The 19,705-nt window shown below is 44.9% G+C and carries 13 protein-coding genes; 7 read left to right on the top strand and 6 right to left on the bottom strand.

Features of this window, described 5'->3' with window-relative positions; genetic code table 11:
- Positions 1-51 precede the first annotated feature (51 nt).
- Positions 52-1,122, top strand: coding sequence for a DNA cytosine methyltransferase (locus tag QUA71_RS22140; protein WP_333288317.1), 1,071 nt, complete (start codon positions 52-54; stop codon positions 1,120-1,122).
- Here the strand turns inward: QUA71_RS22140 and QUA71_RS22135 are convergent.
- Both QUA71_RS22135 and QUA71_RS22130 read right to left on the bottom strand, forming a co-directional pair.
- Complete coding sequence (locus QUA71_RS22135) at positions 1,089-1,787, bottom strand: MAE_28990/MAE_18760 family HEPN-like nuclease (protein ID WP_333288315.1); 699 nt, start codon at positions 1,785-1,787, stop codon at positions 1,089-1,091. The genes QUA71_RS22140 and QUA71_RS22135 overlap by 34 nt on opposite strands.
- Positions 1,784-2,890, bottom strand: a complete 1,107-nt coding sequence (locus QUA71_RS22130) for a DUF262 domain-containing protein (protein ID WP_333288313.1) — start codon at positions 2,888-2,890, stop codon at positions 1,784-1,786. Before QUA71_RS22130 ends, QUA71_RS22135 begins: the two co-directional genes overlap by 4 nt.
- Positions 2,891-3,315: 425 nt before the next feature.
- Here QUA71_RS22130 and QUA71_RS22125 point away from each other — a divergent pair, with 425 nt between their 5' ends.
- Complete coding sequence (locus QUA71_RS22125; RefSeq protein ID WP_333288311.1) at positions 3,316-4,956, top strand: thioredoxin-like domain-containing protein; 1,641 nt, start codon at positions 3,316-3,318, stop codon at positions 4,954-4,956.
- A 339-nt stretch (positions 4,957-5,295) separates the two neighbouring features.
- Here the strand turns inward: QUA71_RS22125 and QUA71_RS22120 are convergent, their stop codons facing one another.
- A complete protein-coding gene (locus tag QUA71_RS22120; RefSeq protein ID WP_333288309.1) occupies positions 5,296-6,096 on the bottom strand; it encodes a circadian clock KaiB family protein in 801 nt (266 codons plus the stop codon).
- 68 nt (positions 6,097-6,164) lie between these two features.
- A complete protein-coding gene (locus QUA71_RS22115; protein WP_333288326.1) occupies positions 6,165-7,427 on the bottom strand; it encodes a type IV pilus twitching motility protein PilT in 1,263 nt (420 codons plus the stop codon).
- Positions 7,428-7,732: 305 nt separating this feature from the next.
- Between QUA71_RS22115 and QUA71_RS22110 the strand changes: the two genes are divergently transcribed.
- From QUA71_RS22110 to QUA71_RS22100, 3 genes are all read left to right on the top strand, one after another.
- Entirely contained in the window at positions 7,733-9,130 is a 1,398-nt protein-coding gene (locus tag QUA71_RS22110) for an amidase (protein ID WP_333288307.1), read from the top strand.
- 274 nt (positions 9,131-9,404) lie between these two features.
- Positions 9,405-11,408 (top strand): cation:proton antiporter domain-containing protein, encoded by a 2,004-nt coding sequence (locus QUA71_RS22105; RefSeq protein ID WP_333288305.1) that lies wholly within the window; start codon positions 9,405-9,407, stop codon positions 11,406-11,408.
- Between the two features lie 1,064 nt (positions 11,409-12,472).
- Positions 12,473-14,131: an alpha/beta hydrolase gene (locus tag QUA71_RS22100; protein WP_333288303.1), complete on the top strand. Its 1,659-nt coding sequence runs from the start codon at positions 12,473-12,475 to the stop codon at positions 14,129-14,131.
- Between the two features lie 835 nt (positions 14,132-14,966).
- Here QUA71_RS22100 and ilvC read toward each other — a convergent pair.
- The gene (gene ilvC / locus QUA71_RS22095) at positions 14,967-16,016 is read right to left on the bottom strand and encodes a ketol-acid reductoisomerase (protein WP_071587777.1); all 1,050 of its coding nucleotides are present in this window, start codon (positions 16,014-16,016) and stop codon (positions 14,967-14,969) included.
- A 308-nt stretch (positions 16,017-16,324) separates the two neighbouring features.
- On the opposite strand from ilvC, the gene gloA2 reads away from it, so the two are divergent.
- Positions 16,325-16,711, top strand: coding sequence for an SMU1112c/YaeR family gloxylase I-like metalloprotein (gloA2, locus tag QUA71_RS22090; RefSeq protein WP_333288301.1), 387 nt, complete (start codon positions 16,325-16,327; stop codon positions 16,709-16,711).
- A gap of 43 nt (positions 16,712-16,754) precedes the next feature.
- Positions 16,755-18,044: an endonuclease/exonuclease/phosphatase family protein gene (locus QUA71_RS22085; protein WP_333288299.1), complete on the top strand. Its 1,290-nt coding sequence runs from the start codon at positions 16,755-16,757 to the stop codon at positions 18,042-18,044.
- Here QUA71_RS22085 and QUA71_RS22080 read toward each other — a convergent pair.
- On the bottom strand, positions 18,011-19,693 hold the full coding sequence (locus tag QUA71_RS22080) for a dynamin family protein (protein ID WP_333288297.1): 1,683 nt from the start codon (positions 19,691-19,693) through the stop codon (positions 18,011-18,013). The genes QUA71_RS22085 and QUA71_RS22080 overlap by 34 nt on opposite strands.
- Positions 19,694-19,705: the final 12 nt, after the last annotated feature.

The raw sequence follows: 19,705 nt of genomic DNA, 5'->3' as shown, positions 1-19,705 counted from the left end.
AAATACGCTAGACTACCCTGTTGGGTCGGGTATCCTAACAAGAGGGAGTTAATGACTAGAAGCATCTCTACAGTAGATTTATTTTGTGGTGCTGGAGGGCTAACGCATGGGTTTGAACAAGCAGGTCTTCCAGTCAAAGCTGGATATGATATCGATCCCGCGTGTAAATTTCCATACGAACACAACAACAAAGCAAAATTTATATTACAAGATGTCGCAAATATCACCGGTTCTGATTTGGCAGAACATTTTTCTACCAGTAGTATAAACATTTTAGCAGGATGCGCTCCCTGTCAACCATTTTCAAGTTATTCAAGACGCTACAACGATCAACAATTGAAGTGGAAACTAGGTCGCGATTTTGCTCGTCTGATTGAAGAATGCCAACCAGAGGTTATTTCTATGGAAAATGTGCTTCAGTTAAAACATCATTCAGTTTTTGATGAATTTATTAACCTGTTGAAAAAATTAAATTATTGCTTTGAGTCTTATGAAGTTAACTGTTTAGATTATGGAATTCCGCAATCTCGAAAGCGATTAGTCTTACTTGCTTCAAAATTTGGTAAAATTAACTTAATTCCCGCCACACATCACCTAGAACAATACAAAACAGTACGACAAACTATTGAACACCTTGAACCCCTTTCTGCGGGTCAAGCTTCTAAAAAAGATTGGCTACATAGATGTAGTAAACTTTCTGAATTAAATCAGCGTCGTATTCGTGCTTCCAAACCTGGAGGAACTTGGCGAGATTGGCCTCAAAACTTAATTGCAGAATGCCACCTAAAAAAGAGTGGTAAAACCTATCCGGGAGTATATGGTCGAATGGAGTGGGATAAACCTAGCCCAACTATTACTACACAGTGTTTTGGTTTTGGTAATGGTCGATTTGGTCATCCGGAACAAGATAGGGCTATTTCTCTCAGAGAAGCAGCTTTATTGCAAACTTTTCCACCAGCATATCAGTTTGTAGACCCTGATAAACCAGTGGCGATCGATATAGTAGGGCGATTGATTGGCAATGCTGTGCCTGTCAAACTTGGCCAAGTTATAGCCCAAAGCATCCTCAATCATATTGAAGAGTTTAGTTACGGAGGGCCTACAATAGATGAATCCAAGTAGTCTTGATTTGATAAATATTGTTCAATATTTTGCAGTATTTGCCTTAAATATCTGACCGTCTTATTCTTAATTTCTAATAACTCATCTGCAGTTTTATCTTTTCCTACCTCTGCAAAAGATTTCAAGCCATGTGCTAAATCATTTCTATTTGACTTAATTATCAATAAATCTATTCCGTCACCAGTTTTAACAGAGTCAGTTCTATGTAAAAATCCATACTCAGTTGCCGTCGTTCGTATTTTTCTACCATCCAAGTTTCCCGAAAAAAGATCTTCTTTATCAAAACCAGCAATAATAATGTCAATGGAAATAGCTGTTATGCTTGAAAATATTTTGTCAGGATCTCGCTTCTTTAAGTTCTTGAGGACTATTTTTTTAAGTTCAGGTCTAATTTGGTCGTAGGAAACTCTTTGACCTTGGAGTTCATCAAATATTGCTTGGATCGCGTTTCGCATTGTTGATTCCACTAGGTTATAGAGCAACAGAAAACCACTAGCTTTTAACGTCTTAATTAACTCCGAATCAATTTCTTTGATTTTAGAAATTCCTCCCTGACCTTGCATACTTAATTGAGTAGTTCCCTGCTCCAAACTCTTCAAGAACATAAAATATTTGCTTACTTCTTTAGAACGTTCATTGAAGTCCTGAAATAATGTGCTACTCATGCTTTACCGAGAAGTTGATCGCGAACGTATTCAATACGCTTAATTACTTTAGGTTTGGAGTTACTTGCGTCAGAAGTAGTATATTCCTTGAATTCTGGTGAGTCAATCCATTTCATTGACTTTGGCACAAGATCATTTTTTTCTCTTAAGGCAAGTGCAACACCTACAGAAATTGCCTCAAATCGAATTCTTGGTGTTTTAACATGACCTTTTGATTTGCTAAAGCCATTGGAAAAGTATTTTTCAACAAAGTCTAACATTGTATGAAATTCAGAGCGCATACCATCTTGGTTAATTCCATTATGGTTATGTTCTTCTAGATATTCATTAAGAAATTCATTAACTCGTTTGTCAAAGTTTTTATAATTATTTAAATATGCAAAAAAACGAAGGACAAATTCTTCTGGTTCCCGTTTGCGGACAAGTGCCTCCGACAAGGGGCATAGTTTAATAAATTTGGGAGTTTTGGCTAGTTCTTCAAGAAGATTGACAAACGGGCCAGGAGATATGCCTCTACGCTTCTCCATGTCATTTAGTTGGACGCTACCAGTATTGATACGCTCAAACATATCGCGTCTGGTTTCTTCATCAGCTTTCTCCGTTAGCACAATCATGCGAATGGTAGCTCGGTTAAATCGCCTCTGTCTTGCCAGCGGTAAATCGCTGAATTTGAAGTTGTTAAGATTTCTTAGTTTTTCTAATTCAGACAGCTTTAGCTCGTTACTTAGAAATCTATCTAAAGTACGGATACGTTGGGTTCCATCAACAATTTCTAGCCGAGCTAAATCATCCTCATCATCTTCTTTCTTGGGTCGTAAGTCAGCAACAAAAATATAGGGTATGGGTAGCCCGAGAAAGATAGATTCAATAAACTTTGACTGCCGAGTTTCTTCCCAAATTAGCTCTCGTTGATAGTCTGGTATATACAATTCGCTGATGTCTTCCTCTAGCCCATCTCTATATTTCTGGACCAGCACTTCCACTGGATATTCTTTTGTGTCATAGTCAACAGTTTTTTGCTTTTCCCGAATTTCTGCTTCTGCAGCTTCTCTTTGTTTATCTGTAATCTCTGGTTCGAGTGGTATTTTTGGGGCTTTTGCCATTGTGAACTCCTGTTCTGGCAGAATGTGTTTATCAAAAGTACAGAATAGTGAAACCTTCGTGGGGACATCTACTATTTTAAGTGCTGCCGTTTACGGCCATGCACGCAACCCTCCGCCATGAGGGTTTGTTTCCTCAGAAATTTGATCGCGTAGAGTGCCGTCGGTAATTGATCGCCTGTCAAACCTCTTTGTGCAATTCTGGCTTAGCCGAAAGTGCTTTGGCAAGAGGATTTTTAGGATACCAGATCAAGTATACATTGTTATGAGTGGACGAGTTCGCCATCCTCTCTCGCCCCCCTCTTGTGCCACAGCTATCTTCGCTGTCTGCAAAAACCCTGGTTTAATCAGCTTTCTTCCCATCCTGCTAAACTTCCCGCTAAATTAAAGAAGTAAAAAAATCACTCACGTTCTACCCAGGAGATGCCATGCCTCGCGTCAGAGCACCAGAATTCCCCGGAAACTACCCTTGGTTAAACACCGACAAACCTTTATCCATTGAATCTCTAAAAGGCAGGGTCGTCCTCCTCGACTTCTGGACGTACTGCTGCATCAACTGCTTGCACGTCCTCCCAGACTTAAAATACCTCGAACAAAAATATAAAGATTCCCTCACGGTTATCGGCGTTCACTCGGCAAAATTTGAAAACGAAAAAGAAGTAGAAAACATCCGCCAAGCTATCCTCCGCTACGATATCGAACATCCGGTAATTGTAGACAGCGGCATGAAAGTTTGGCAAAGCTACGCGGTTCGCGCTTGGCCGACTTTAATGGTGATCGATCCTGAAAGTTATGTCGTCGGCTTTGTTTCCGGCGAAGGCAATAGAGAAGCACTTGACGAGTTAGTTGGCAAGTTAATTGCTGAATACAAAGATAAAAATGCACTCAAATTTAAACAACTCCGTTTTAGCTTAGAAAAACAGCGCAAACCTGTATCAACACCGCTGGCTTTTCCCGGTAAAGTGCTGGCATTTGCGATCGCTGCAACGGAGGCAAAACATCTTCACCAACAGGTCGCGCTTTTGGGCGAAATGAGCCAGGAAAATGAATCTGTAGATGAAACTGTATTGCCCGGGCCTGCTAATTCAGTCATACAAAACTTAGTCGGTTCTTGCTTATTTATTGCCGATTCAGGACACAATAGGATTGTTGTCAGCACCCTCGAAGGTGAGGTGCTGCACGTCATCGGTAGTGGCAAACCGGGTTTAACTGATGGGGACTTTGAAGAGGCTGAGTTTTTTGCACCTCAAGGTATGGCTTTTGATGCAGAAACTCAAATTCTATATGTTGCTGATACGGAAAATCATGCTCTCAGAAAGATTGATTTTACGACTCAACGGGTAGAAACTATTGCTGGTACGGGCGAACAAAGTCACGAAATTTCACCCCGCAGCGGCAAGGGTTTAGAAACGCAATTGAATTCGCCTTGGGATTTAGAAAGAGTTGGAAATAGACTTTTTATTGCAATGGCGGGTTCCCACCAAATTTGGGAAATGCAGTTAGACACTGGCACGATCGGCACTTATGCGGGTATTGGCCGAGAATCCTGTGTGGACGGGAATCTTGCAGAATCGGCTTTTTCTCAGCCCAGCGGCCTCGCTACGGATCGATCGGAGTTGTTTGTTGCCGACAGCGAAATTAGTTCGATTCGTGCTGTGGGTATAGATGAAGACCCGAAGGTTCGCACTGTTTGCGGTAGCGGTGAATTGTTTGGTTTTGGGGATAAAGATGGTCGCGGTGATGAGGTCAGGTTGCAGCACTGTTTGGGTGTTGAATACGCTCAAAATTACCTCTGGGTGGCTGATACTTACAATCACAAAATTAAACGGATCGACCACCGGGGCGGTACGTGCAGAACAATGATTGGAGATGGTACAGCAGGTTTGGTTGATGCTAAAGGTCTCAAGGCTCGATTTTTTGAACCTTCAGGGTTGAGTGCGATCGGGCCTCATTTGTTTGTTGCTGATACGAACAATCATGTAATTCGGAGAATAGAGTTGGATACGCTGGAAGTCACAACTTTGGATTTCCCCAGTTTGTGCGCTCCCGAGGTTTGTTTGCCTGAGTAAGTCGATCGACTTTTTTTACTTCAGGCACGGTTTTCAATTCTCCTGATTGCCAGATTGATTGTGGTAAAGTAGGGTGCTCTTCGGCGCACCTTACCACAATTTTCAAGCCAAGTAAGTTACCCTAATTATTCGCGGTGGGTGCAGTGTCTCACCCGCAATTCACTCCTGGATGCAGTACCTCTATATTTAGGGTGTACGGCCCAAGAACACCTAACCGATATAAGTAGAACGCCAAACCACTTTTTGCGTCCAGGACTGAATTACTAAATGTTGTTAATTCCATCGCTACTAAAACCGCGATCGCCCGTATTAAATAATCGCAAAAATCCTCGCCCCAATCTAAAATTCCGAATAGCTCAGCAGCCGCACTATTTTTTCATCATCATTCAATTCGCCGACAATTCGTCGCACGGGTTTCGGCCAGATTTTAATCAAAGTAGGAGTTGCTGAAATCTGATCTGCCTCAGCTTGGTCTGGATGTTTCAAAACATCAATTACTTTTAAAGTGTAGGGACGATCGAGGCATTGCTCTAAAAACTGGTGTAAAGTTTCGAGGGTGCGTTCGGTGCTGGGGTTGCTGCCGGAAACAAACAGACGCAAAACGTACCCTTGAGTTTGTGGCGGTGGGGTGAGTGCTGTTGGTTTGGGAAGCCGAGTCTGCTGCAATGCCGGAAAGCCCAAGGGAGTTACGATCGAACTGCTCCACTCCGATCGAGCTTCGGGGCTGGCATACTGTACAACTAAGTCGTGATTTTCCCAAAGTTCGGGGAATTCTTCGTGATAAGTAGCGATTGCCATCGGTTCGCACATTTCTTCGCTCCGGGGATGCCACACTAAGTCGCCAGTCCCAAAAATGGCGTTCAGCAGCGTTTGATGTCGCAGCACAGGGGGGTAAGCCTCGGCAGCAACCCGCACCTGCCGATCGCCTGGATCGAGCCACGAGTCAACGGTTGCCGTGTAGCAAGGTATCAGAAAATGCGGCGGTTCCGACAAACCGAGGATCTCCTGTAGAGCTACGCACAACTGCAAATGCCACCGAGTTTGCTTGTGGGGGTCTATGCAATAGATTAAGTCTCCCCCTGGTGTAAACAGCGCAATGCCTTTGAAAATTTCTGGCAAAATCGGGCGATCGACTTTCAATTCAGTACACCAATAGCAGTTAACAGTTAACAGTTAACTGTTAACAGTTAACTGTTAACACTCGACCTTTAGACTCGACCTCGGAGCATCTGAGCCATTTCGTTCGGGTACGGCGAGTTCTCTACACAAAGTTCTTCAGTAATCCGACCTTCTTGATAAAGGCCGTAGAGCGACTTATTCATCGTCGTCATGCCTTCATAAGTATCTTTGATCATGATTTGATTAATTTCCTCATTCTGGCCCTTCAGAATGTATTCCTTAACCACATCGGTATTGATCAAAACGTCGTGGAAAGCAGCCCGCTTGCCGTCTGTGGTTTTGCACAGCAGTTGAGCAATAATTGCCACTAGGGATTCGGAAAGTGAAACCCGTATGGCCTCCTGTTCTTCGGGCCCGAACATATCCAGAATCCGGTTCAGAGTTTTAATCGCACTGTTGGTGTGCAGGGTTCCTGCAACTAAGTGACCGGTCTGAGAGGCTTTGAGGGCGATTTCCACCGTCTCTCTGTCCCGAATTTCTCCTACTAGCATCATGTCCGGGTCTTGCCGCAGAGCGCCTTTGAGAGCGCTCATAAACTTCAGGGTGTGCCTGCCGACTTCCCGGTGCTTGATCAAGGATTTTTTGCTTTCGTGTACGAATTCTACCGGGTCTTCGATCGTGATGATATTGTAGGCTTTATTCTTATTGATGTAGTCGATCATCGCAGCCAAGGTGGTAGACTTACCCGAACCTGTCGGACCCGTCACCAAAATCAGCCCTTTGTGGTAGCCGGATATTTTCTTAAAGACCTCCGGCAGCTTCAATTCCTCCAGTGTCATTATTTTGGCAGGAATTAGCCGCAGCACCATCGCCGGCCCGGCTAAGGAGTCCATGCAACTGATCCGAATCCGCACGAACCCGAAGTCGAAAGCGCCGTCAAAGTCTAGGGTTTTTTGGAAAATTTCAATTTCTTCATCGCTCATGCACTCGCGCAACCAGCCAAAAAACGTATCTAAATCTGTTGGTGGATAGCCGATGTCGGCAATTTCGCCCCGCGTGCGGAAGCGGGGCACTTCGTTTACGCCGAGGTGAAGGTCGGATACTCCTTCGTCTTTCGCTCGGAGGACTAGCTCTTTCAAAGTCGGAGATCCGCCGCTGCTAAAGCTCGGGCTTTTAGGTGTGGCGAAGGATTGCGGCGGCGGTGCTGGTGCTGGTGCTGGTGCGGGCGGCGGTGCGGGCGGCATTCCTGCTGCTCTGGGGGGCATCCCTGGAGCTGGAGGGCGGGGTATTCCTGGCAGGGGGGGAGCTCCGGGTACGGGCGGGCGAGGAGCTGGCGGATGCTGCTGTGTCATATGCGCTACCTTAAGTTGGTGAGAAGGCTGACTCGAACAGATGATTTGTGGGAGTTGGACAATGCCGATCGCCATTGTGGGCCTCTTGCACAAAAGCTTAACTGTTCTCCTCAGTCTATCGCAAGATCAGTTTCTACTGGTGCAATACAAAGGAAATATTCTGCCAATAGGAGGATGCGCTCACTATCGCTCTACGACCAAATATGGATTTCCCACATTTTTGGATAAATTTTTTAATGGAAAGAGTTTTCCGCACTTACGCAGTATAAATTGATACTTCATCCAACTATTAAGGACTTAAACCGATGAATTCTGTCGATCGGGCTTTTACTCCAGCTCTGGAGTTGGCGGAGTCGATCCGCACCCTGGAAGTGTCGCCTTTAGAAATTGTCAATCTCTACTTGGAACGGATCGATCGATTAAACCCTGAGCTGGGCAGTTATTTTACTGTAACGGCAGAGCGGGCGATCGCCCTAGCTAAATCTCAAACCGAAAAACTAGCTGGATTAAACAAGCCACAGGAATTGCCACCTTTTTTCGGAGTGCCGATCGCCATTAAAGACTTGACACCAGTTACGGGCGTTCCCTGTACCTACGGCACTCAGGCTTTGTTGGGTAACATCTCTGCCTACGACGAGTCAGTAGTATGGCGGATCAAAGCAGCGGGATTTAACATTCTGGGCAAAACAGCCACCTCTCAAATTGGCTCATTACCTTACACTGAACCCGAAGGTTTCCCGCCCGCGCGCAATCCCTGGAATTTAGACTATACGCCGGGAGGTTCCAGCGGCGGCTCAGCGGCGGCTGTAGCAGCCGGTTTGTGTGCGATCGCCCAAGGTTCAGACGGTGGCGGTTCGATCCGAGGCCCAGCTTCCTGCTGCGGTTTAGTGGGCATTAAACCATCGCGGGGGCGAGTTTCCTGGGCACCTGTCGGAGATTACCTCAGCGGCATTTCTGTCAACGGCCCCCTGGCGCGAACTGTAGCTGACGCCGCCGCACTTTTGGATGTAATGTCAGGCTACACAACAGGCGATCCGTACTGGCTACCAGATTCAAATCCGACGTTTTTAGAGGCTTCCCGTGAAAAGTTGGGCAAACTGCGAATTGCCTTTTCTACGACTATTTCCCCTGTCGGCGAGGCTTCGGCTACCTGTCAGCAAGCGGTACTGGAAACAGTAAAATTATTGACAGATTTGGGACATGATGTCGAACCTGGATGCCCAGATTTTACGGGTTTAATCGAACCGTTTATCGCAATTTGGCAGTCAGGGGCGGCGGCAAGCGGCATTCCAGGTTCTGCTTTGGAACCGATGAATCGCTGGCTGTTAGAAAGAACTATTTCGGCTGGGGAATATTTGCGGGCGGTGAATCAAATGCAGGTGATTTCACGGCGGATTGTGGGATTCTTTGAAAAATTTGATGTGTTAGTTTTGCCGACTTATATGCACTCCCCCATCCAGGTTGGGGAGTGGGCGGATTTGAGTTTTGAAGAAACTTTGCAGCGGATTATTAATTGGATTGCTCCTTGTCCGCCATTTAATGCTAGCGGTTTGCCTGCGATCGCACTTCCTGCCATTTTAGATGACAACGGTTTGCCCGTGGGAATTCAAATTATCGGGCGACCGGCGGCGGAAGCAACTTTAATTGCTTTAGCGGCGCAGATGGAAGCGGCGAAACCTTTCCCGGTTTTAGATTTTAAATAGAGAAGAGCAAGGGATAAAAGCACGTTGCCCTTTTTTCTGGGTATTATTCCCAATCAGGACTTGTACGCGGGGAACTAGAAACCCGGCTTTTTTCATAAATTTTTCGTCATCAAACCCATGTTTTACCAAGAAACCGGGTTTCTCCCGCCCAGTCCTACTTATTAAGAATTACGCTGTAAAACTTTGATAATACTTCTTTAGATTGATAGATATTTTGATTGTTTTATTTTAAATATGGTAGCAGTTCGCTGCCAATATTTAGGGAAAATTTTTTATGTTAACTTCCGGGCCGATTACCGCTCCCGTTCCCGTTTTTCTGCTTCTTTTAGCAATCATGCTAATCGCGCCCCTGTTATTTGAGCGCTTGCGGCTACCGGGGATAGTCGGTTTAATTATTGCTGGCGTAATTGTCGGACCAAACGGTCTCAACTTGCTGCAACGGGACGCTACTATTGTTTTGTTAGGTACAGTAGGATTGCTGTTTTTGATGTTCCTAGCGGGACTGGAAACTAGCCTCGACGACCTCAAACTCAATGCGGACAAAGCTGTCATATTTGGGCTGGCTACTTTTTCGTTACCGATGATATTGGGGACGGGAGCGATGCTGCTGTTGGGATATAGCTGGCTGGCTTCAATTTTAATTGCTTCTTGTTTCGCTACGCACACGCTTTTAGCGCTGCCAATTCTCACAAAATTGGGATTGATGCGAACTCAGACTATTACTGCGACTTTGGGGGGGACTTTAATTACGAATGTGTTGGGACTGTTGGTGCTGGCAATTGTTGTCAAAGCTTACAAAGGAAATCTCACTCTAGATTTTTGGCTGGTTCTCATTCCCTCTCTTGCTATCTACACTTTTGCTACTTTGTGGGGAGTGCCCAAAATCGGTCGCTGGTTTTTTAAGAAATTCGGACACGACGAAAATGCTGAATTTATATTTGTATTGGCTACCCTATTTTTAGTTTCTTACGCAGCAGAACTAATTGAGATTGAGGCAATTATTGGGGCGTTTTTATCGGGAATTGCCATTACTCAAATTATTCCCAAAATGAGTCCGCTGATGAATCGGATTGAGTTTATTGGCAATACGCTCTTTGTACCGTTTTTTCTGATTTCGGTGGGGATGTTAATTGACCCGCTAATTTTGGTGAAGCAGCCGCAGTCTTTGTTGGTGGCGGCGGTGATGATTTTAGCCGAGGTGGTGAGTAAGTTTTTGGCAGCTTGGATACCGGGGAAATTATTCGGTTTTGAGTTTCCGAACATTATGGTAATGTTCGGTCTTTCTGGTGCTCAAGCTGCTTCTACTTTGGCTGCGATTACGGTTGCTTTTGAAATTAAATTGGTCGATCGCGTAACGGTGAACGGCATCATTGCCATGATTTTAGTAACTTGTGTCGCTTCTCCTTGGATTGTATCTCGGTGGGGTCAAGAAATGCAGCACCCGGGGTCGAGTTTGCCGACTGCTACTTCGGGAAAGCATTCATGGGGAGAGCGAGTTTTAGTGCCTGTTGCTAATCCGAATACGGAAGATAATTTGCTGCGTTTGGCTTTGATATTAGCAAAAAGATATCAGGGAACTTTGCTGCCGCTGCATATTTTATCCGATCGCGGGGAAGCAATTTCTCCGGCAGATAAAATGCAACAAACTCAACTTTTGACGGCTGCGGAAACTGTCGCCCATGCGGCTGCTTGTGCGGTTGAACCGATCGCGAGGATAGATGATGCGATCGATCGCGGAATTCTGCGGAGTGCAACCGAACGCGAGGCTAGTTTAATAGTTTGCGGTTGGAAGGGATTTTCTACGACTCGCGACAATTTTTTTGGCAGCATCATTGACAATATAGTAAGGCGATCGCCCGTACCCGTACTGATTGCTCGATTTCCCGATCCTCTCCAGAATACAGCCAGAGTTATTTTGGCGGTAACTGACAGCGAGTTGAGTCGGTTTGGGTTTCAGGAAACCGTGGATATTGCTAAGAGTTTGGCAGAGGAACTTAAGGCGAGTTTGCAAGTGTTGTTGGTGGCGACACAACGGGAAAAAAGCAACAAAAGTGCGGCGGAGGTGGAAATTCTTTCTGAGATACCAGTAAATCGGGTGCAGGGAAATTTTATCAAGTTAGTTTCGCAGAATTTGTTAGAACACGATTTGCTGATTTTAACAACACTTTCTCAGCAACAGAAATTGTGGGAAAAACCGGGAACTCTCAAAGAACCAGAAGCGCTAGCCCGGACTCACCAAAATATTTCGATGCTGGTTGTTTATTTTCCTGTATCTTGAGGAAGATTTTCACCGCCGATGATGTTATGAATCTGCATTCATCTGCGGTTAATGTTTTAGGACTCAAGCCAAGTGGCAAATTAAACAAAGGTATGTAGTTGCCCTAGACTCGCTCTTTCCTAAGCTAAGATCGCACAAGCGCAACTACATACCTAAAATTTAACCTCCCTATTTATGACAATTGTGTAAGTCCTATATTTAATTCTAATCCAACGGAATTGCGAGGAAAATTTCCGCACCTTTGCGCGGTTCGGACATACACTAGATCGCTGTACATAGTTTTTAGGCAACACTTTGATAGCTAATCGATAGACTCTATTTTGAATCTTTCCCTTACCGCAATTTGGCTTAGTGGTTTAAGTAATATCAAATCGGGTAGCATCAAAATTAATATTACCCCCAGTCAGGACACACGCCGTGCTGTTTACGAAAAATTAATCGGGCGATAGGTACATCTGTCGCGACCGCTCATGATTATTTTGGGCTGGGGCACAGCACTGCTGTGCCCTCCGTTGCTATGATATATGAGTGCCACCGGAAGTGATATAAATGGCTATCTTTCTTTGGTGGGCAATTCTACTTAATAATTTCTCGCAGCTCGCTTTTACTTCCATATTTAATTGGCTCCACAATCACTTCCCCTAATTAATGAAGCATTTCTGGCATTTGGTATCAATATTTACAAATGTGGTCGGCTTAAATTCCCCTTCACTTTTTAGACTCAAATTATGAAGATTTTTCAAGGTGGATAATTGTGAAGTTCCAGGAGTATAGGATTTACCCAACAAAGAAAACCTTACAGTTAAGAGCCGATCGCTCTTTTCACTCGCGAAGTTTGTATTTTTTGGGAGGTCGATTAAAAAATCCTTCAACTGATCATCATTAGCACCCGCACAAGAAGTGCACTTAGGTACGGAATGTGCGATCGGCAAGTAAATATGCGTAGAGGCCTTGACGATCGCGCCCCGATGGAGACAATTTCTCGGCATCTAGGACAATTTCTCGGTATCTGGGAGAATTTTGAGAATATGGTGATCTATCCTCTCTAGTTCAATAAGGTAAAAATGAGCATCAGACCAAATTTCAGATGGTTTTCTTCAGTAGCGAGTGTTTTGGGTTCGATTTCGATTAATCCTTTCAGCGACACGACATCTCCTGTAAAAGCTGCAGAAACGGTTGTTGTCCGCAAAGGTATTTTAGAATCGTCAATATCGGTTGCGGATTTGCGCGAACTCGCAGAAACAGGAAAAGTCCCCGCCAGACTGCAAGCTTATGCCAATCTCCTGTCTGACGAACAGCGCAGTAAAATCTTTCGGGCGCTGCAAGCGAAAATTCCCCTAAATGTAGTCGGCCTGAGCAACTTGCTAAATACGGGCATCGGCACTGGCATCCTGACGGATTTGACTACAGTGATACCCAGGCGCGACGGTGGGGGTGTGGAAGCGCTGCGATCGGCTCTGCTGCTGGGAGCAAACGCGCCGAAAGGCTTATCGGTATTGAGTTTCATTGAATCTTATCCAAGCTCGCGGGTCGTGGTGGATCTCGATCGAGCTTTCACAGTTTTGGGAAATATGAACGCAAGTTTTTGGCAAACTCAGCGCTTTATGGAGGCGATCGCACCTCAGTTAGCACCCGTTAAACCCGCGTTTAACCTGCCTTTCGATCCAACCCAGCCCGGCCCTAATTCGGTGCAGGTACGGGCGCTAGATTTGAACGATAGCGCCCGCAATCGACCTATTCCGGTTGATGTGTACTGGTCGGAAGCTGCGACAGCCGACAAACCGACGATCGTCTTTTCTCACGGGTTGGGTTCCGTCCGCACGGATTTGCGCTACTTAGCCGAGCATTTGGCGTCTCACGGCTATGTAGTAGCAGCTTTAGAACATCCGGGCAGCAACGAGACGAATACCAATGCTGCGATGGCGGGTAAGTGTCCTTTGCTAGCTCCTCAAGAGTTTTTAGACCGTCCCAAAGACATCAGTTTTGTACTCGACGAGCTGACAAAATTGAACCAAACTGATGATAATTTGCAGGGGAAAATCGCGCTCGACCAAGCCGTAATAATTGGCTATTCATTTGGCGGCGCTACAGCCTTGTCCTTGGCCGGCGCCGAACTGCAATTGAGCGGACTCAAACAGCGGTGTCAGGGGGATTTGATTGGGTTCAGCTTGGGCGAAGGCATTCAGTGCGCGGCGGCCGGATTGCCCGAAGAACGGTATCAATTGCGGGATGCGAGGATTAAAAGGGCGATCGCCATGAATCCGATCGCATCATTACTATTTGGAGAAACTGGTTTAAGTGCAATTCAAATTCCTACCTTAATAGTAGCATCTTCCGCAGACAAAACAACTCCCGCCTTAGCAGAACAAATTGCCGGCTTTCCGAAAATTCCATCTCCTAAATGGCTAGTCGGTTTTGTAGGAGGAACCCACTTAAGCGTCAAAGATCCCAGTACAACTTTACACCAAGTTCGTAGGCCGAGCACAGTAATTACCGGCGATGAAGTTGTCGGCGACCAAGCTTTTAGCATACGCAATTATATTAAAGCTGTAAGTTTGGCTACCGTCGCTCAACTGACTGCTGAAGCTGACAAATATGCAGTCTTTCTAACACCAGAATACGCGCAATTTGCTTCTACATCGGCAATCCCGGTGCGGCTAGTAACAGAAATTTCCCCGGAAATTCATACAGTAGTGCAAACTTTTATTCAAGGGAATAAGTAGTGATTAGTCATTAGTCGTTAAGTAGGTAAGCGCCAAAAAACCATAGTATTTTTTTGAGTTCTCCACCCAGAACATAATTATGTAGGGTTCGCAGTCCGAACCTTACCACTATTAGTTATTAGCTAATAATCTGATGTCAGCTCGAACACCTATAATAAAGGTCTTTGTAGTGGTAGTTCGAGGGGGCATCATATTGCGACTAGCCGGCTTTCCTGTTGTAGGCGACGCCCCTTACCCCCCAGGGCTGGATTTTCTTCTTAAGCTGTCTCTGATATTTTTTGTCCGTGCAAGGGCAAAATATAACAAAGCGCTTTCACAAACTCTACTCCCAAACTGCGATGCCTAAAAAAAATCTTATCCCGCTATTGCTTCTGTTTGTAGCCCTGTTTACCCTTTACGGTGACACTTTAACTTTTCTCCCCAAACCTGTAAGAGATACTAGCGTGGCAAGCCGAAAGTTCTTCGTCGGGTTGTGGCCTTCGTGGGTGAAGCCGAAAGATTCAAACAAGCAAAGGGATAAGGAGATTGAGAACTTGGAAAAAACCCCTAGTCCCAGTCGATAGTTTTGAGCTACCAGCGAGAAACTGGGTTTATCTAACAATACCTAGCCATGTTCTTGTAGGTTGGGTTAAGGGAATCACAACCAAACATGACGATTTGAGATTGTAGATTTGAGATTTTTCCTCCAATCTCAAATCGATTAAACTTGAGATTTTAGATTTTCCTCAAAGCAGTAAGGTGTGCATTGCACACCCTACAGATAGAGGCTATGCCTCCAGGACTGTTTTAGATTGGTCTTCCCATCTAAAATCTAAAATCTCAAATCTCAAATTGATTAGGCCTGCTTTTTCAACCAGCTAAACATAGCTCGCAAATCTTTACCAACTTCTTCAATAGGATGTTCTGCTTCCTGACGGCGCATGGAGGTAAAGCCCGGTTTGCCGGCTTGGTTTTCGAGAACGAATTCGCGGGCAAATTGGCCGGATTGAATTTCGCTGAGAATTTTCCGCATTTCGGCGCGGGTTTGATCCGTAACGATGCGGGGGCCGCGAGTTAAATCGCCGTATTCTGCGGTATTGGAGATGCTGTCGCGCATTTTGGCGAGGCCTCCTTCTACTACTAAGTCAACGATAAGTTTAACTTCGTGCAAACATTCAAAATAAGCTAATTCCGGTTGGTATCCGGCGTTAACTAAAGTTTCAAATCCAGCTTTAATTAATGCGCTCAAACCGCCGCACAAAACTACTTGTTCGCCAAAAAGATCCGTTTCTGTTTCTTCGCGGAAAGTGGTTTCCAGGATGCCGGCTCTGGTGCCGCCGATACCTTTAGCATAGGCCATTGCCCGATCGCGCGCTTGACCGGAAGCATCTTGATATACTGCAAACAAACTCGGAACGCCCTCCCCTTGTTCGTAAGTCCGCCGCACCAAGTGTCCGGGGCCTTTGGGGGCAACCATTACTACGTCTACATTGGCAGGGGGAACAACTTGGCCGAAGTGAATGTTAAAACCGTGAGCAAATGCTAAAACATTTCCTTCTGAAAGGTTCGGTTCAATTTGTTCTGTGTAAATAGTTTTTTGAACTTCATCGGGCAATAAAATCATGATGAAGTCAGCGGCGGCGGCTGCTTTGTCTACGGGGTGCACTGTTAAACCCGCGTCGGTTGCTTTGGCGGCAGATTTGCTACCGGGATACAAACCGACAACGACATTCATGCCGCTGTCTTTGAGGTTGAGGGCGTGGGCGTGTCCTTGGGAACCGTAGCCGATGATAGCAATCGTTTTGTTGGCTAAGAGGTCTAGGTTCGCGTCGGTGTCGTAATACATACGGGCCATAATCCTTGTCTCCTGAGATGCAAATTGGGTGATTGACTGCAAAACTCTCATTTTATCAAAGTAGGGTACTTTTTTTGCAGAAATTTTTTTAATTAAGATTTGGGGGAGGGAAAATAAGGGGCGAGCGCCCTGAATTTCCCAGGGTTTCTCGCCGAGTCTGCGATCGTCAAATATAATTGTCAATAGCGTGCTGTGCATTTGAAAAAACCTCACATCTTGCACGATTCTCAAGAACAGGCAAGATGCCTGTTCCACAAAGAGTAAATTTTTTTGTGGAACAGGCATCTTGCCTGTTCATAAAAAGCTTATTTAAAATAGTGCAACATCTCAGAAAAACAAAACTAACTAACTTTATTCAGATGAAAATAAAAGCAATACATCATGTGGCGATTATTTGCTCGGATTACGAAACCTCGAAAAAATTTTATGTAGAAGTATTGGGATGTTCCATCATCAAAGAAACTTTCCGAACCGAGAGGAATTCTTACAAACTAGATTTGGGAGTCGGAAACGGCGACACCATTGAGCTTTTTTCATTTCCCCACCCTCCTGAAAGAGTTAACAGTCCTGAAGCGTGCGGTTTGAGACATTTAGCTTTTGCAGTTGAGGACATAGAAGCATCAGTTGCTTACTTAAAATCTCAACAAGTAGAAGTAGAAAATATTCGCCTGGACGAGATTACCGAAAAACGATTTACATTTTTCAGAGATCCCGACAACTTACCGTTAGAAATTTATGAGATTTAGACCCACATCCCCATTTTAAAAAGCTTAGCAGAGAAGATAAACAATGGACTCTATCATCAGAAACATAATCACGCTCGGATTGCCTACTTTAATGCTATTAATAGCGAGAGTAGCGACAGGTAAAACAGGTGACGCAGCCACTTGGTCGGCTTTGAGGAAAATCGGCGGTTCCTTTGGTATGCTAATCGGTTTAGGTGTGTTGGTGTTTGTAGGATTTGTTGCCAATTATTTTAGTTATTTTGTGGTAGATAGCTTGCTGGTGAGATTTTATCAAAAGCGGCGAGAGTTGGAACAGCCAGAAGAACTGGTAAGAGAAGTTGATAAATTGCCTATTACCAACGACCTTAAAATTAAGCTGAAATGGGCGTTACTGCACAGCAATAACCAAATTATTAGCTTGAAGCACGTAATTTTAAAATGGTTTATGCTTGCAGCAATTGTAAATGCACTCTTGTCAATAACAGGTTACTTGGGAGAATTTAACCTATTTTTTGAGTTAAGTTCTCATTTTAAACTACAATATCTGTTGGCTGGGTTACCAATTTTTATCTTCTTCGCTCTCGTGCGCTCAAAAAAAATATGGTTGCTGGTGAGCGCATTTTGTATTATCCTTAACTTGGCGGAAATTGTTCCTTGGTATTTCCCAGCGCCAGCCTTTGCGGGAGAGACTCCCGGACAAAACTTGCGGATTTTGCATTCAAATGTTTTAACGAATAACCGACGCTATTCAGACGTGATATCGCTGGTTAAAACACAACAACCTGATCTCGCGGTTTTTGTGGAAGTTAGCACAGTTTGGGCGAAGGAGTTAGCCGTCTTAAGCGAGATTTTTCCTTACTCTTCCAACCTGCAAGAATCCGAGAGATTTGGCAGTGCAATATACAGCAAGCTGCCTTTAGAAAATACTTCTGTTAAAGCCTTTTCAAAGCAAAGAAAAAGCTTGTTTGCAGATGTGAATTTTCAAGGTAAAATCATTTCTCTGATTCTTGTTCATCCGACTGTACCGATAAAACAGCAGAATTTTATCGATCGCAATAAACAGCTAGCAGCCATCGGCGAGTATGCAGCCCAAGTCAAAAATCCGCTGATTGTGGTTGGGGACTTCAATACCACAATGTGGTCGCCGTTCTACAAAAATATGGTAAAAACTGGCAAACTGCGAAATGCACGATCGGGCTTTGGCATTTTACCGACTTGGCCGACTTTTATGCCGCTGGCTTATATTCCGATCGATCACTTTCTAGTCAGCAAAGAAATTGGTGTTTTAAAGATTCGTACTGGCCGCAATGTCGGTTCGGATCATTTGCCGTTAATTACAGATTTGGTCATTTGAAGGCAGGAGTCGATATTTTCTAACAAATTATTGATTAACTGTATCTGGTATTGCTGAATATTTGTCTGTAGCGGCTCTTTGCTGTCTTGAAAACAGATAACTTTTCCGGCGATTTCCTTGTAGTGTTGCAGCATGGAAAAAGTATCGGTGCTGAAGCGAGCGAGATAGTTTTTAGCAGCCTCGCTGCAAATTTCCGTTACTTGATTTAGATAAGCTTCTGACGATTCAGGCGGCTTTTCATACCCAGTTCTTTTATTCAAAATATAGCTAGCACCGCCGACTACTGCGGCTCCCACAGGCCCGCCCAACAGCCAACCTAAGCCGGTGGCGATCGCCACTGGAGCCACTTCGCTGTCGCTCGACTTTTGAGCTGGAGGTGGCGGCGGCTCTGGTAAGGTGACTTGTGGGGATGGAGGAAACGAAATCAAAAGTGCGATCGGCTGTTCTTTCTCAAAGAATTCGCAAGCTTTATTTACCCATTCTGCGATAGTTTGCTGCTGATGTAACGCCTCTCGCTGAAATTTTAGCTTCCACGCATCAAAACTTCCTTCCTGAAGCGACAGCGCCATTTCCGATTGATACCGCTGCAAAAGTGTGGGCTGGTAAAGCCAACTCTCGAAGTCAGAAACGCTGGCTAAAAACCCTTTTGATATCAGTTTTTCAGCTTTTTGTTTAATTTCAATTTTGTCTTGGTGCTTTTTTTGAGCTGCGGCTATTTCTGCAGCGACAGTCTCCGCTTTGGCTCGGAGAGATTGGCAAATTTTAGTAGCTATAGCTTCAATTCTGGGCAACTTAACTGCTAGTTGTTCCTGTTGAGCTGCCACAATACTTTGCAAAGCCGATTCAAACGTGGCAATTCCTGTAGTTTGGGCGGCAGCCACATCTCCTTTAAGCCTCGCCCTCAAAGCCGGCAAAGCATCGACGCGGTAGATATTGCTGATATTGTTCGGCAAGTTGGAGCGAAAACTTTCGGCAACAAACAACAACCGATTGTAAACTTGTTTTTGTTCGTCTGGTTCGAGTAGATTGAGAAAATTGGCAACAAAGACGACAGTGTTGATGTTGCGATCGCTCAACCAATCTCTCAAGTTCTCCCGTTCCCCTAAAGTCATCAATTTGCGAGCATCTAAAACCTGCACAACTAAATCAGCCGTTAGCAATTTATCCCGAACCAAATTATCCTGTTCTTCCCGGTCATTGGTTCCCGGCAAATCCAGCAATTCCACACCTGTTTTCAGGAAAGGGTGGGGACAGTAAACATTCACGGCGGCCACATCATCCCGCATTTGTCTGGCGTCGTCAAGGATGGCGTAGCGTTTCAAAACATCAGTCCCCGGTTCGCTAACTTCCGTGCCGTCTTTCAGGGTAATTTTTGCGCGCAATTCCTCGCCGTAGTTGACATAAATGGCAGCACCTGTAGTGGGCACTAGGTCGATCGGCAAAGCACGATTTCCCAGCAAAGCATTGAGCAAAGTTGACTTACCGTAATTAAACGGGCCAAAGACAGCAATTTGAAAAGTTGGTTTGGCCAGATAGTCGCAGATTGAGGTGGTATCTCGATACAGTTGGGAGTTTTTGTCGAGTTCGAGAATACCCAGTGCTGATTGGAGATTGTGGGTCAGGTTTTGATAAATTTCGGGTTGTTGCATATTGTTGTTTTA

Origin of the sequence: Microcoleus sp. MON1_C5 (assembly GCF_036701875.1) — a bacterium.
Classification (GTDB): Bacteria; Cyanobacteriota; Cyanobacteriia; order Cyanobacteriales; family Microcoleaceae; genus Microcoleus.
Note: the sequence above shows the minus strand (reverse complement) of the source record. Positions and strands in the feature narration are given on the sequence as shown.